The organism is Acrocarpospora catenulata (genome assembly GCF_018476525.1).
Classification (GTDB): Bacteria; Actinomycetota; Actinomycetes; order Streptosporangiales; family Streptosporangiaceae; genus Acrocarpospora; species Acrocarpospora catenulata.
Window position 1 is genome coordinate 96763 of record NZ_JAHCST010000006.1, and the last position, 13933, is coordinate 110695.

Below are 13933 nucleotides of genomic sequence, written 5' to 3' on the forward strand. Positions count from 1 at the left end.
CACCTCCTCGAACTGTCATCAGCATATATCCCTACAAATCAGATTGGAATACTCTGGTTTCTTCCTCTCGGATGGTGAGACATCCGCGCGAAGTCGCCGCCCCGCTCCCGCAGCGTCGCCGGCGACCCGTCTTCTACGATCCGGCCGTCGCGCAGCACCACCACCCGATCGGCCATCTCCACCGTGGACAGCCGGTGCGCGATGATCAGGGCGGTGCGGCCCTCGAGCAGCCGCACCAGGGCATGCTGCACCGCCGCCTCACCGGCCAGGTCGAGCGAGCTGGTCGCCTCGTCGAGGACCACCACGGTCGGGTCGGCGAGGAACGCGCGGGCGAAGCAGACCAGCTGCCGCTGACCGGCCGAGAGCCGGGCGCCCCTGGCGTTGACCTCGGTGTCGTAGCCATCCGGCAGGGCGCGGACGAAGCCGTCGCAGCCGACCGCGCGAGCCGCCGCGACGATCTCGTCCCGGGTGGCGCCCGGCTTGCCCAGCGCGATGTTGTCGGCGACGGAGCCGCTGAACAGGTAGCTCTCCTGCGTCACCAGCAGGACGTGCCGCCGCAGATCCGCGAAGGACAGATCGCGTACGTCGATCCCGTCCAGCCGCACGCGCCCCGCCGCGACGTCGTAGAAGCGCGCGAGCAGCCGCGCGATCGTGGACTTGCCCGCACCGCTCCCCCCGACCAGCGCGACGGTCTGCCCCGCGGGGACCCGCAGGTCGAGCCCTGGCACGGTGTCGACGCCCGGGCGGTACCGGAAGACCACGCCCTCAAAGGCGATCTCGCCGCGCGCGGTGGGCAGCGCGACCGGAACCGGGCGCTCGCCGACGGCCGGGCGCCGCGCGAGCAACCCGGAGATCTTCTCCAGCGAAGCCACCGCCGCCTGCAGCGCGTTGTAGAAGCGCGCCATCTGCTCCAGCGGCTGGAACGACCGCTTGGCGTACAGGACCGCGGCGATCAACGTGCCGATCGCGAGCTCACCGGAGAGCATCCGGTAACCGTCGATCGCCAGCAGCGCCGCGACGGTCAGATTGCCGATCAGGACCAGCGCGGGATCATAGACGCCGTTGAGCGAGATGGTCCGCATGTCGGCGTCCCGGAACGCCTCCGACAGGCCCGCGTACTCCGTGGCCGCGCCGCGCTCGCGCCGGAACGCCTGTACGGCCCGCATGCCGACCATCGTCTCCACGAAATGCCCGATGAGGTTGGCCGAGGCGGTCCGCGACGTGCGGTACTGCCGCTGCGACGCGCGGTGGAACCACCGGGTCACGCCGAACACCGGCACCAGCGCGAGGACGAGGACCGCCGCGCTCGGCGGGTCGAGCAGCAGGAGAAGGAGCGCGTTGAGGAGCATGAACATCAGGCCGGACAGGAGCTGGCCGGCACCCGTGTCGAGCAGTTCGCGGATGTCGTCGACATCGCTGGTCTGCCGGGCGATGGCCCGGCCGGAGGTGTAGCTTCCGTGGAAGTCGAGATCGAGCCGCTGGCAGTGCCGGAACACCCGGCGCCGCAGGTCGAGCAGCGCGGCCTGACTCACCGCGGCCGTCAGCCGGATCGACAGCCAGCTCAGCGCGCCGCCGGCCAGGCCCACCGCCACGAGCGCGGCGCCGTACCACAGCGCGGACCGCGCGTCACCGGCGCGCAGTCGCGGCAGTGCCTCGTCGACCCCGACGGCGATGAGCAGCGGACCACTGGCCCGGGCCGCCTGGGCGGCCACGACGACGGCGACGAGCCGGGCGACCCTGGCGCGCATCGGGCGCAGCAGGCTGCCGAGCAGCCGGAAGGAGCGCCGCCGCACGGCACGGTTCGCCGCCTTGTCGAGCTCGATCCGGTCCTCATCGGCCACGCCGTCGGCCACGCTGTCGGCCACGCTCGGTACCCCGGGCGGCGCACCGTGGCTCATGTGCCCACCACGGTCGGCGCCGGTCGTGCCGCGGCGTGCGGCTCACCGTAGACGATGGACCGGTAGACGGCGCTGCCGGCGGCGAGGTCGTCGTGCGTACCGGTCGCCACGATCCGCCCACCGTGCAGGACCGCGACCCGGTCGGCGAGGGCGATGCTCGACAGGCGGCCGGCGATGAGCAGCGTGGTGGTGCCCGCCAGACGCGTCCGCAGCCGCCGCGACACGGCGGCCTCGGTGTGCACGTCCAGCGCCGACAACGGGTCGTCGAGGACCAGCACCCGCGGCCGGCACAGGATCGCCCGCGCCAGCGAGAGCCGCTGCCGCTGACCGCCGGACAGGCTCATGCCCTCCTCGCCGATCCGGGTGTCGAGCCCGTCGGGTAACTCCCGCACGAAGTCCGCGTGCGCTATCTCCAACGCCTCCCACAGCTCCTCGTCCGTGGCCTCGGGCGCGCCGAGCGTGACGTTCGCCCGTACCGATGCCGAGAAGAGGACGGGTTCCTCGAACGCGACCGCCACCAGCCGGCGCAGATCGTGGCGGCGCAGCTCGCGCACGTCCACTCCGTCGATCCGCACCGCGCCGGCGCTCGCCTCCCAGAACCGGGGAATGAGCTGGCCGATCGCGGACTTGCCGCTGCCGGTGAGCCCGACGAGCGCCAGCGTCTCCCCAGGCTCGATGACGAGGTCGACGTCGCGCAGGAGCGGTTGCGTGCCGTCGTAGGAGAACGACACCCGGTCGAAGACGACCTGGCCGCGACCGTCGGGTACGGGCCTCGGCTGGGCAGGGTCCGCGATGCCGCGACGGTGGTCGAGAAGTTCCAGAAACCGGTCGAGAGCGGTTTTCGCCTCCATCGAGACCGCGAACTGTTCACTCAGCCGCTCCAGCGGACCGCCCATGACCGCGGTGAGCGTGAAGATCGCGAGCAGGCCGCCGACGGTCAGGTCGCCGGTGGAGATCTCGTGGAGACCGGCGAACAACAGCGCTGCGAGCAGGATGTCCGGTACCCCCGTCACGGCGAAGGTCATGACGGCCCGTTGGCCGGCCTTGCCGAGTTCGGTTCTTCGCAGCGCGCCGGCCCGCTCGGTGAAGCCGTCGAGGGCGTCGCGTTCCCGGCCGAACGCCTTGAGCACCCGGATTCCGTGTACCGCCTCCTCGACGGTGGCGGCCAGGTCGCCGGCCTGGTCCTGGGCGCGGCGGGACAGCACGGCGTACCTACCCCGGGCGCGGAAGCTCAGCGCCAGCGCCGGGACCGAGCCGACAAGATAGACCAGGCCCAGCACCCAGTCGATCCACAGGATGAGCACGACGCCGGCGACGATGGTGATGGCGTTCACACAGGTCTGGCTCAGGCCGAAGATGAGCCATCGCCGGAATCGGCGCACGTCGCTGATGGTGCGGCTGAGCAGTTGCCCGCCGCTGTAGCGGCCGTGGACCGAGAGCGGCAGGTCGGACAGGTGGCTGAAGAGCAGCACACGCAGGTCCGACTCCAGCCGGGTGCCCGGTCCGACCAGGGTGCGGCGACGGGTCACGATGAGCGCCGCCTCGCCGATGCCGAGCGCGGCCACCACCGCCACGCCAAGCCACAGTCGCCGCTCGCCGCCGCCGGTCAGCGTGTCGTTGACGATCCACCGCAGGGCCTGCGGGATCGCCAGCCCCAGCAGCGCCGCGCAGACCGCCGCCGCCAGGCCGAAACCGAGCCGCGGAATCACGCTCCTGGCATACGGCAGGACCCTCCGCAACGATGCCGTGAACGATCGGCGCGCAGGTGTCATTCGACATCCACCAGCGCGAGGCCGGAGGCGACTGTGGCCACGGCGGCGGCCAGGTCCTCCACCAGGTTCGGATCGTCGGGAAGCCGGGTGGTCGCGATGCGGATGTGCGGCTCCGGGTCCGGTTCCAGCCAGGCGTTGCCGCCGGCCACGACCCTGATCCCGAGCGCCGCGAGATCCGCCACCGCACCGAGTTCCCCGCGGACGGGGATCCAGGCGAACAGCCCGCCGCGCGAGGACACCCGCAGGTCACGGCGGCGCAGGGCCCGCTGCAGGGCGGCGTGACGCCGCGTGTAGACCTCGCCTGCCGCCGCCGCCCGCGCCCAGGCGTCACGATCGGCCAGCAGGCTGGCCAGCACGCTCTGCAGCAGTCCGCCGACCCGCACCCCGCTCCCCCGCTGCTCCTCGCGCAGGCGGTCGACGACCGCCGGAGCGCCGCCGACGACGGTGACCGCGAGATCGCCGCCGAACGCCCGCCAGTACTGGCTGATGCGCACCGTACGCTCCGGGAAGCGCGCCCCCAGGGTCGCACCGCGGAACAGCCCCGCAGCGGCGTCCTCCTCGACGATCAGCGTACGGGCGCCGTGGCCGGCGATGACGTCGGCCAGCGCGTCGCGGCGCTCGGGGGTGAGGCTGACGCCCAGCGGCACCTGACCACAGGGCTGGTAGACGAAGATCTCGGCGCCGGCGCGCAGGGCCCGGTCCAGTGATTCCGGGAGCGGACCCTGCTCGTCACCGTCGACCGCGAGCGCGCGGCCGGAGACTTCCCTGATCACGCTGGCGGTGCGCAGCAGCCCCGGTGTCTGCGCCGCGACCACCCCCGTGCGCCCGGCCAGCGCCGCGCGCACGGTCATCCGCAGCGCCGCGTAGCCGCTCGGAAGCGCGGCGAAGGAGTCGGCGGGGAACGGCCAGGACTCCGCCAACCGTGAGCGCAGCACCCGGTCGATCACACACGTGTGGTCCATGGCGCGCCCCGGGTCGACCGCGGCGGCGAAGATCCCCGCCGTCGGCGGCACCAGCGCGACGTCGGGGAGCGCGTGGATCAGTTCGACCGCGGCCCAGCCCGCGAACGGCGTCGCGGCGGCGGTGGACGATCCCCGCTCTCGCGGGCCGATGACCCGGGTGCCGCCCCGCCGGCTGGTCTCGACCAACCCGTCGTGGCGCAGCAGCACCCATGCGTCGGTCACCGTGCTCACCTTCGCGTTCAGCGTGGCCGCGAGCGAGCGGATGGTGGGCAGCCGCGCCCCGGCCGGCACCTCGCCGGAGTCGATGAGGCGGGCCAGACCAGTGCTCACCTCCCGCGCGCTGGTAGCGGCGATCCGGTGCGCCAGCCAGTCCGCGGAGATGACCTGACTCTCCATTCGCCCCCCGCAAACATATTTTCCAAACATAAAATTGCCATACAAACATTGAATCGCCCTATCGGCGCATTCGTAGCAAACACAACCACAGGGCGATCGGCTCTTCAACCCTTTACCAGCAGAATCCCAGAACTGGCTGGTGCACAGCGGGCGGCGCCTGGGACATCACAATCAAACAATAAGAATTATGTTTGGACTGGGCGTCCTGGGGCGGCCGACTGTTCAGCGGGTGTGCTGGGCGAGCAGGGCCGTGATGGCGGCGGTGGCGTGCCGCCTGTCGGCGTCCGGGAGGGTCTGGCCCATCGCGTCGAGTCTCGCGGAGATCTCGTTGTGCACGTCGCGGGCGAGTTGTTCGCCCGCGGGGGTCAGGCCGGCCTGGCAGGTGCGGCGGTCGCGGGGGTCGCCGACGCGGGTGACGAGATCGCGGCGCTCCACCCGGTCCACGAGGCCGGAAAGGCTTGACTTCTCCAGGTGCAGGAGGCGGCTGAGCTCCGACATGCCGAGCGGGCCGCCGATCAGCATGCACAGCAGCTGCGCCTGCTGCGGGGTGATGCCGTGCTCGCGGCTGACATCGACGAACACGTACTGCACCAGGTGGGACATCCGCACCAGCGCGGTGGCGAACTCCGACTCGACCGTCGTGTCGATCATGGCACCTCCCGATACGAGTCTAGTTGACGATGGTTCGTAGTCCTAACTAATCTAGTTCGCAGTACCAACTATTCGTGATGCGAACTAGGGAGGGGTCGTGATCGCACCCACTCCGACGGAGCGCCCACCCGGCCGTGTCAACAGCGGCAACGGGGTCCTGGCGGCACTCGTCACGGCGGTTTTCGGCTACGCACTCATGCAGACGGCGGTGGTCCCCGCGCTCGGCCTGCTCACCAGGGAACTGCGGACGACGCCGACCTGGTCGGCCTGGATCCTCAGCGCGTTCCTGCTCTCCAGCGCCGTGCTCACCCCGCTCCTGGGCCGCCTGGGTGACATGTACGGCAGGCGTCGGGTGATGGTCGGCGTGCTCGTCGCGTACGCGGTGGGAATGACCGGCGCGGCGCTGGCACAGAACATCGGCCAGCTCATCGCCGCCCGGGTCGTGCAGGGTGCGGCGCTGGCGGTGGTGCCGCTGTCGATGGCGATCCTGCGCGAGGCACTGCCCCGGGACCGGCTGCCGTACGGGATGGGGCTGGTCTCCGGCATCGTCGGAGCCGGGGCCGGCGCCGGGCTGGTGGTCGGCGGGTTGCTGGCCGACCTCCTGTCCTGGCGGTACCTGTTCGTTCTGGGCGCCGCCCTGGCGCTGGTCAGCCTGGTGCTGGTGGGGCGGTGGGTGCCCGCCCACCACCACACCGCGCCGGGCCGCCTCGACCTGCCCGGGGCCGCCCTGCTCGCCTTCGGCCTGGTCTCGATACTGCTCGCCCTCACCCAGGGTCCCTCATGGGGGTGGACCTCGGCGTGGGTGCTCGGCCTGTTCGGGCTCGGCCTGCTGCTGTTCGCCGCGCTCGTCGCGGTGGAGCGGCGCAGGGACGACGCGCTCATCGACATCGGCGAGCTGACCGATCCGCCGATGCTGGCCACGCACGCCGCCGCCCTGCTGTTCGGCGCCGGCTCCTACTTCTTCTACCTGGCGATGCCGCTGCTGGCCCAGCAGGAACCGGGAGCCGAAGGTACCGGTTTCGGCGCCTCGGTCACTGTGGCGGGCCTGCTGATGCTGCCGGGCATGCTGGCCATCATCCCGGCGGGTATGGCGATCGGGCGGATCTCGGCGACGCTCGGCCCGCGCTGGCCGCTGGCGGGCGGATTCCTGCTGTTCACCGCCGGGGCGGCGCCGCTCGCCCTCGCGCATGACGCGTACTGGCACCACCTGGTGTTCTACACGGTTGTCGGGGTGGGGTCCGGGCTCGTCATGGGGGCGCTGCCCAAGCTGATCGCCGACGTCGTGCCGCCGGCCCGCACGGGCACCGCCAACGGCATCAACAACATCATCCGCACCGTGGGCAGCGTCATCGGCAGCCAGCTCGCCGCCGCCGTCATCGCCTCGACCGTCTCCGGCCGCGCCGCGGCGGTGCCCGACTCCGCCTTCGCGGCCCTGTTCTGGCTGGGCGCCGCCGTCGCGGCCGTCGGGGCGGTCGTCTCGCCGTTCGCCGTACGTCGGCGCGTCCGCGCATGAGGCTCAGGATCGGTCGAGCAACCAGGCGGGCTCGCCTACCGTCATGGCGGTGATCGTCTCCGGCGGGATGCCGCAGCGGGCAAGCTCGGGCACCATCCGGGCTCAACCACGGCCGGTCGTCGCGTCTACCTCGACTCCGGCTCGAGCGGCGAGTTGTTCGCGCACTCGGGACAGGCGGGCGATCTCTTCGTCGAGGGCGGTGAGCCTGCGTTCCACCACGCGGTTCGCAGTGGAGCAGCCGGGGCCGCCACGCGGCGGCAGCGTGTCGCCCTCCAGGAGGTGCAGGCGATCGGCGCAGGTGCGTACGTCCTCGATGGTGAGCCCGAGTGACAGCAGTTCGCGGATGATACGGACGCGGGCTACCTCGCTCTGCCCGTACTCACGTTGGCCGGTCAACGTGCGCGGGGGTGGAGGCAGCAGCCCGCGCTGCTCGTAGAAGCGGAGTGCCCGGGGCGTGGTGCCCGCCGCGGCGGCGGCGTCGCCGATGCGCATCAGTCCTCCCAGAAGTCCTACAGTTCGACGATGACGGTCCCGAAATGCCGTCCATCGATCAGTTCCCGCAACGCTTGCGGCGCGGAATCAATGCCCGCTACCCGAACGTGCGGGAACGTGATGTCGCCCGCGCGTAGCCAGCCGCCGAAGCGTTCGAGCCACTGGGATCGCGCCTGCTCATCGCGGCCTTGGAAGGCTTGTATGGAGATCCGCTTGAGGATCAGCTGGTAGATGTCGAGCTCGACGGGCGCCGTGCCACCCGTTCCGTGGCGTGACATCTGCCCGGACAGCGCACCGACCAGGACGAACCGGGCACCGGGCCGGGCCACGGCGAGCGCCGCCTGGAGGTGGTCGCCGCCGACGTTGTCCAGGTAGACGTCGATGCCGTCGGGGGCGGCCTTCGCCAGCTGCTCCTCGATCGTCGCCGTGCCGCGGATCACGGCCGCGTCGTACCCCAGTTCAGAGGTCAGCCGATCAGCCTTCTCCTGGGAGCTGGTGCTGCCGATCACCTGACCGGCGCCGAGCAGCCGGGCGATCTGCCCGGCCAGCGAGCCGACCGCGCCCGCGGCACCCGAAACGAACACCGTATCGCCCGATCTGACCTCGGCATCTCTGGTCAGCGCCGCGTAGGCGAGCCCGCCCTGGCCCAGATGCGCGACGGGGTCGGGCAGCGCGTCGCCCAGCAGCTTGACCTGGCCGACCGGCACAACCGCGTACTCGCGCCAGCCCAGCCAGTGGGAGACCAGGTCGCCCGCCTGCGGCCCGTCATCCCCGGTGGTCGACACGACCTCCCCGATCGCGGGTCCGAGCAGGGTGTCGCCGGGGCGCAGCGGCGGCATGGGCGTGCCCTTCGCGCTCCCGCTGATCAATGTGCGAAGCGCGGCGAAGACCTGGAAGAAGCGATTGCGGACCAGCACCTGGCCCTTGTCCGGCACAGGCAGCGGGACCTCGGCGACCACGAAATGCTCTGGCTTGGGCAGCCCGTCCGGCACGGTGACGAGCCGGACTTCTCTTGACACTTGCGGAAGGGACGGCATACTCCGCTCCTCGGATGTACGGGTCGAAAGGGCGTGGCGACCCTAACCCTTGACCCGCACGTCAAGAGCAAGGGTGCCCGCAGAGCGGATGGCAGGTTGATCACAGAGTCGGCCGTCATCCTCGCCTGCGCCCTCGGCCGGCGTGGGTACTCGTGCTCACCTTCCGCAGGTGCGGCCTCGACGATCTCCCTCAACGGACGCGGGTGAGGCCGGCGACGGCTCTCATCGCCTGGCCGTGAACGTGGGCGATGGCCGTCGAGTCGAGGGTGGCGCTCGCGGTGTCGAGGAGGGCTTCGACGGCGTGGAGGCCGGCGGTGCGGTCGGTGGATCGTTCGGTTGTGGGGGCGGGTTTCCAGTAGCCGTGTTCGGACCAGGCCGGGTAGGTGTCGGGTCCGGTCAGCGCGCGTTTCGCGGCGCCCAGTTCGATGGCGGTGAGCAGGAGCAGGGCCAGGGAACCGGAGGAGTGGGCGCTGCCGGCGGCGTTGAGGAGGTGGGCGCGGTAGAAGTGGGCGAGGTCGGGATCCGCGGTGGCGATGATCGTGACGATTCTGGTGAGGACGCGCGGGCTGACGCCGGGATCGCCGATCTTGATAGCGAGGAGGCCGGTGTCCTGGAGGCGGTCGATGCGGTACCCGTCGGCCGGGTAGGAGGCTGAGGTCAGGTCGTTCGCCAGCGCGCGGGCTGCCGCGAGGGCGGCGAAACCGTCGGGGCTGCCGGAGCGGTGTTCGTGCAGGTGGGTGGCGGGATTGGTGGGCATGGTCCACCTCCTGGGCAGCACCGGTATTTCATGTATATTAGATCGATAATACATGAAATCCGGCCGAGGTCGACCGCTACAGCCGCGCGGCCGAATTCCTGCAGACCGCCAGGGAACTGTGGGCTCACCCGCGAGCGGATGCCCCTCCCGTCACTCGCCGTTCGAGAGCAGCCCGAGCACGAAGAGGCGGGCGAAAATGTCGGCGAGTTCCGCGGGGCTCAACCGGCCGGTCGGGTTGTACCAGCGGGCCGCGGAGTTGAACATGCCGATGAGGGTGCGCGTCATGAGGCCCGCGTCCAGTGGGCGCAGTCGGCCGGAGTCGACCCCTGCCTCGATCACGTCACGGAAGATGGCCACCCATCGCACGTTCAGCTTGTCGATGCTGCGGTGGGCTATGGGTTCCAGGTAGCGCATGTTCTCGTTGATCACTGCGATGGCGTCGCGCCGGGCGGCGACGAACTCGGTGTGGGAACGGATGAGCGCGACCAGCATTGCCACCGGATCCGTGGGGACCCCGCGCAGGGCCGACTGCAACTGCGCGATGCTGTCCTTGTAGGTGTTGCGGTGGATCTCCTCAAGAAGATCGTGTTTGTAGCCGGCGTGGTACATCACGGCGCCCTTGGTGATCTCGGCCACGTCGGCGAGGTCGCGGATCGAGCTCGCGTGGTATCCGGCCCGGGCGAAACTCTTGGTGGCCGCGTCGACTACCTTCTGGCGGCCGGCGTTCACCGCCGAGGTCGTCACCTGGGGCGCGGGCGACGCGGTGGGCAGCGCCTGGCTCCGGTCCGCGGCGGCGCCGCGCAGGAACAGGTCGGTGGTCAGCTCGGCGATCCCGGGCACCGTCAGCGGGCCGTCCGGCTGGTACCAGCGGTGCATCTCGGTCATCGCCCCGAGCATCGCCTGCGCCACGACCCGCGCGTTGACGTCGACGAACTCGCCCTGGTCGATCCCCATGCGGATGATGGACACCGCCGCGGACTCGTAGTCGTCGCGGCGCCGCTCGATGAGTTTGGCGTTCTTCTCGCTGAGATGCTTGCGCTCTCCGAAGAACACTCCGATCGCGGTCGGGTGTTCGGCGACCATCTGCACGTGGCGGGAGATGAACGCCACCAGCAGATCGACGGGGTCACCGTTGTCGGTGGCCTGAGGGAAGAGCTGCTGCACCGTGAAGCTGTCGTGCAGCTCGAAAAGCAACTCTTCCTTGGAGGTCACGTATCGGTAGAGTGTGCGCTTGGTTATTTTGGCCGCCCGCGCGATGTCATCCATGGTCGTCGAATCGAAACCCTGGAGAGCGAACAGCTCGGTCGCGCATTCGAGAATCTGCTGCCGTCTTTCCTCAGCCGGAATTCGATTCGCCGAGCGACGCGCAACCGTCATGAGCCCGCTCCTGTTCGAGACGACAACGACGGCATCTCCGTTTGCTGTGTTGGGGGCGACAAGCCTCCGTTCCGGTGGCTGGTTCCATCAACCAGCATAGGGTAATCCCAACCCGATCCAGTCAGCACGATGTGCCGGCGGCGGGCCGTCGCCGCACCGCCGGCATGTGGTTCATCAGGCTCTTCCGGGAGCCTCACCGCCCGCTGACGCTCGGGATCCAGGGTGTCAACCGGCGACCGAGGAAGGTGATCGCCCCCTGGAAGGCGACACCGAACAGTGCGACGGTGACGATTCCGACATACATCCGCGGCGCGAGGAACAGCTGCCAGGATTGCCAGATCAGGAATCCAAGCCCGTTGTCCCCGTGGACGAACTCGACGCCGATCGCCACCAGGACCGCCATTCCCGCGCTGATTCGCAGCGAGACGACGATGCCCGGCATGGCCGCCGGAATGATCACGTGCTGGAACCGCCTGACCCGGGAGACGCTCATGGAGTTGAACGCCTCGTGGTACCCCTTCGGAACCTCCAGGACCGCCGCCGTCGTCGAGATGCAGACCACGAAGAAGACCGCGATCATGATGAGCAGGATGGCGGGCCGCTCCCCCAGGCCGAAGATGAGCAGCAGCAGCGGCAGGACCGCGAGCTTGGGGACCGTGTAAAGGGCACTGATGATCGGCCCGATCGCCACACGCAGCGACCGCACCGAGCCGAGACACATGCCGATCGTCACCCCCAGCAGCGCCCCCAGGGCCGTGCCTTCGAGGATGCGCCGGACGGAACCCCACAGGTGTTCCCACAGGATGCCCTCTTCGATCAGCCGTCTGGCCTCGACCGCCACGTCGGTGGGCGCGGGGAAGAAGTTGCGGTCGATGAGCTCGTTGACGGCTGTGAGCTGCCACAACATCACCAGGATGACCGGGGTCCCCCAGCGCAGGACGTTGTCCAGCCGGCGCCTGCGACGCACGGACCCCTTCAGATCGCGTTCCCGTGGGCCCGGCACGACCCGCACCGTCCGCGCACGCTCCTGGCCATCGGGCACTCCGAGCCCGGCCGGATCGCTGACCGTCTCGCTCCTCACTTCAGTCATCGCGAATCCCTCGTGCCGGTCTTCATCGTGCCGGGCAGCGCCTTCTCCACCTCGACCCGCAGCAGATCCCAGATGCGCTGTTCGAGCTCGGCGAACTCCGCCGAGCCCCGGATCCGCGGGTCACGCGGGCGTTCGAAGGGCACGGGGAAGTCGGCGACCACTCGGCCGGGACGCGAACTCATCAGGACCACCCGGTCGCCGAGGTAGATGGCCTCGTCCAGGTTGTGGGTGATGAACAGGACCGAGCGCCGCTGCGTCTGCCACAGGGCCACGAGCTCGTCTTGCATGATCGTGCGGAGCTGGATGTCCAGGGCTGCGAACGGCTCGTCCATGAGGAGGAGTTCGGGCTCCAGCGCGAAAGCCCGTGCCACCGAGACCCGCTGGCGCATTCCGCCCGACAGGGTGTCCGGCAGCACGTCGGCGAAGTCGGCCAGGCCGACACGATCGAGCCAGGCCTCGGCCAGCTCCGCGCTCCTCTTCTTGGGCACCCCGTTGAGTTGGAGGCCGAGGCGTACGTTGTGGGCGACGGTCTTCCACGGGAAGATGCCGTAGTCCTGGAACACCACCGAGCGCCATGGGCGGGCCGGGTCGACGTGGGACACCTCGACCTGGCCGGTGCTGGGCTTCATCAGGTCGGCGACGATGCGCAGCAGGGTCGACTTCCCGCAGCCCGAGGGACCCACCATGCAGACGAACTCGCCCTCGCCGATGGTGAGATCCACGGCGTCCAGCGCCTGGACCGGCGCGGCCTTGTGCGGGAAGACTTTCGAGACCCCTTCGACCCGCACCTTGACCCCGGCCTCCGAGTGCGCGATCACGCTCATCCGGCCAGTTCCTTCAGGAATCCGTCGTAGAAGACGGAGGCGTACTCCAGCGGCTTGTCGTAGTTGAGCATCGCGGAGCCGGCGACCTTGCGTGCGGCGAACTCCGACTGGGCGCCGTCGAGGTAACGCTGGTCCAGCCGCGCGGCCATCTGGGCGGGGTCGCCGGTGCCGTAGTCGTCCGAGGGCAGCTTGACGAGGGTGTCGCCGGGCTGACCGGTGTACTTGCTCGCGATCTTCACGATTTCCTGGTCCTTCGTCCAGTCGCCCTGGAGGTGGTCACGGACGGTACGGGTGAGGGCCCTGGTCAGTGCGAGGCCGACCTGCGGCTCCTTCTCCAGCAGCGACGGGCCGTACAGGTAGGCGGAGACCGGGTACTCGGGTTTGCCCGACACCCAGACGCAGCAGTCGTTCTCCTTGAGGGTCAGCCAGAAGGGGTCGAGGACGAGGCCTGCGTCGATCGAGCCGTTGGTGAGGGCGGTTGCGACGTCGGCGGCCGCGAGTGTTTCGAGCGTGACGTCCTGGGGCGTGATCTTCGCGCCGTCCCCGGCCTTCGCGTTGATCGGCTCCAGGTAGTAGTAGAGACTGACGTTCGGGCCCGAGGGGCCGTAGATCTTCAGGCCCTTGAGTTCCTCAGGTTGGACGACGCCGTCATCACCGGCGACCTTCTTCGACACCCACAGACCGAACTTGGACTCGGGCCGCGTGGTGCCGCCGGGGAAGGCCAGGCGGACGTTCTTGCCGCTCGCCTGGAAGTTCAGGATGCCGGCCGAGACGGTGCCGTTGGTGAAGTCGGCGTCGCCACGCTCCACGACCAGCAGGTTGTCGGGGATCCCGATGGTCTCGAGCTTCAGCTCGATGTTCTCCTTCTCCAGTTCGCCCTTGGCGTCGGCGACGTACACGGGCAGGTTGGAGATGATCGCCCCCACCTGTGCCATGGTCACCGTGGTCCGCTGGGACAGCGGCCTGGGGGCCAGGGGATCAGCGCTGTCGCTTGCCTGCGCCGAGGTGATCTTCGGCGCTTCCGAGTCACTTGACCCGCACGCCGCCAGCCCGCCCAGCACCAGGACGCCGGCGAATCCGGCGAGGGCCACACGCTTAACGGAATCCAACATCGGTTATTCCTCACTGCTCCACCGGGGGGAGCGACTTTCAGGTTCCCGGGCC

12 protein-coding genes are annotated in these 13933 nt (G+C 69.9%); 1 reads left to right on the forward strand and 11 read right to left on the reverse strand.

Going from position 1 to position 13933, the window contains the following annotated elements; genetic code table 11:
• Positions 1–38: 38 nt before the first annotated feature.
• The 4 genes from KIP79_RS08275 to KIP79_RS08290 all read right to left on the reverse strand — a co-directional run bounded on the left by KIP79_RS08275 (position 39) and on the right by KIP79_RS08290 (position 5679).
• Positions 39–1898, reverse strand: coding sequence for an ABC transporter ATP-binding protein (locus tag KIP79_RS08275; RefSeq protein ID WP_214104097.1), 1860 nt, complete (start codon positions 1896–1898; stop codon positions 39–41).
• Positions 1895–3607 carry an ABC transporter ATP-binding protein gene (locus KIP79_RS08280; RefSeq protein ID WP_214104098.1) on the reverse strand — a complete coding sequence of 571 codons (1713 nt, stop codon included), beginning with the start codon at positions 3605–3607 and terminating at the stop codon, positions 1895–1897. Before KIP79_RS08280 ends, KIP79_RS08275 begins: the two co-directional genes overlap by 4 nt.
• Before the next feature lie 59 nt (positions 3608–3666).
• Positions 3667–5028 carry a GntR family transcriptional regulator gene (locus KIP79_RS08285; RefSeq protein ID WP_214104099.1) on the reverse strand — a complete coding sequence of 454 codons (1362 nt, stop codon included), beginning with the start codon at positions 5026–5028 and terminating at the stop codon, positions 3667–3669.
• 222 nt (positions 5029–5250) lie between these two features.
• A complete protein-coding gene (locus KIP79_RS08290) occupies positions 5251–5679 on the reverse strand; it encodes a MarR family winged helix-turn-helix transcriptional regulator (protein ID WP_214104100.1) in 429 nt (142 codons plus the stop codon).
• Between the two features lie 97 nt (positions 5680–5776).
• On the opposite strand from KIP79_RS08290, the gene KIP79_RS08295 reads away from it, so the two are divergent.
• Entirely contained in the window at positions 5777–7192 is a 1416-nt protein-coding gene (locus KIP79_RS08295) for an MFS transporter (protein WP_214104101.1), read from the forward strand.
• 102 nt (positions 7193–7294) lie between these two features.
• Here KIP79_RS08295 and KIP79_RS08300 read toward each other — a convergent pair whose 3' ends face one another.
• The 7 genes from KIP79_RS08300 to KIP79_RS08330 all read right to left on the reverse strand — a co-directional run bounded on the left by KIP79_RS08300 (position 7295) and on the right by KIP79_RS08330 (position 13881).
• Complete coding sequence (locus tag KIP79_RS08300; RefSeq protein WP_214104102.1) at positions 7295–7684, reverse strand: MerR family transcriptional regulator; 390 nt, start codon at positions 7682–7684, stop codon at positions 7295–7297.
• 17 nt (positions 7685–7701) lie between these two features.
• Positions 7702–8703: an MDR family NADP-dependent oxidoreductase gene (locus KIP79_RS08305; protein WP_214104103.1), complete on the reverse strand. Its 1002-nt coding sequence runs from the start codon at positions 8701–8703 to the stop codon at positions 7702–7704.
• A gap of 208 nt (positions 8704–8911) precedes the next feature.
• Entirely contained in the window at positions 8912–9478 is a 567-nt protein-coding gene (locus KIP79_RS08310; RefSeq protein ID WP_214104104.1) for a hypothetical protein, read from the reverse strand.
• A gap of 150 nt (positions 9479–9628) precedes the next feature.
• A complete protein-coding gene (locus KIP79_RS08315; RefSeq protein WP_214104105.1) occupies positions 9629–10855 on the reverse strand; it encodes a TetR-type transcription factor C-terminal domain-containing protein in 1227 nt (408 codons plus the stop codon).
• Positions 10856–11048: 193 nt separating this feature from the next.
• The gene (locus tag KIP79_RS08320) at positions 11049–11945 is read right to left on the reverse strand and encodes an ABC transporter permease (protein WP_214104106.1); all 897 of its coding nucleotides are present in this window, start codon (positions 11943–11945) and stop codon (positions 11049–11051) included.
• Complete coding sequence (locus tag KIP79_RS08325) at positions 11942–12769, reverse strand: ABC transporter ATP-binding protein (protein WP_214104107.1); 828 nt, start codon at positions 12767–12769, stop codon at positions 11942–11944. The genes KIP79_RS08320 and KIP79_RS08325 overlap by 4 nt, the downstream gene beginning before the upstream one ends.
• On the reverse strand, positions 12766–13881 hold the full coding sequence (locus tag KIP79_RS08330; protein WP_214104108.1) for an ABC transporter substrate-binding protein: 1116 nt from the start codon (positions 13879–13881) through the stop codon (positions 12766–12768). The genes KIP79_RS08325 and KIP79_RS08330 overlap by 4 nt, the downstream gene beginning before the upstream one ends.
• Positions 13882–13933: the final 52 nt, after the last annotated feature.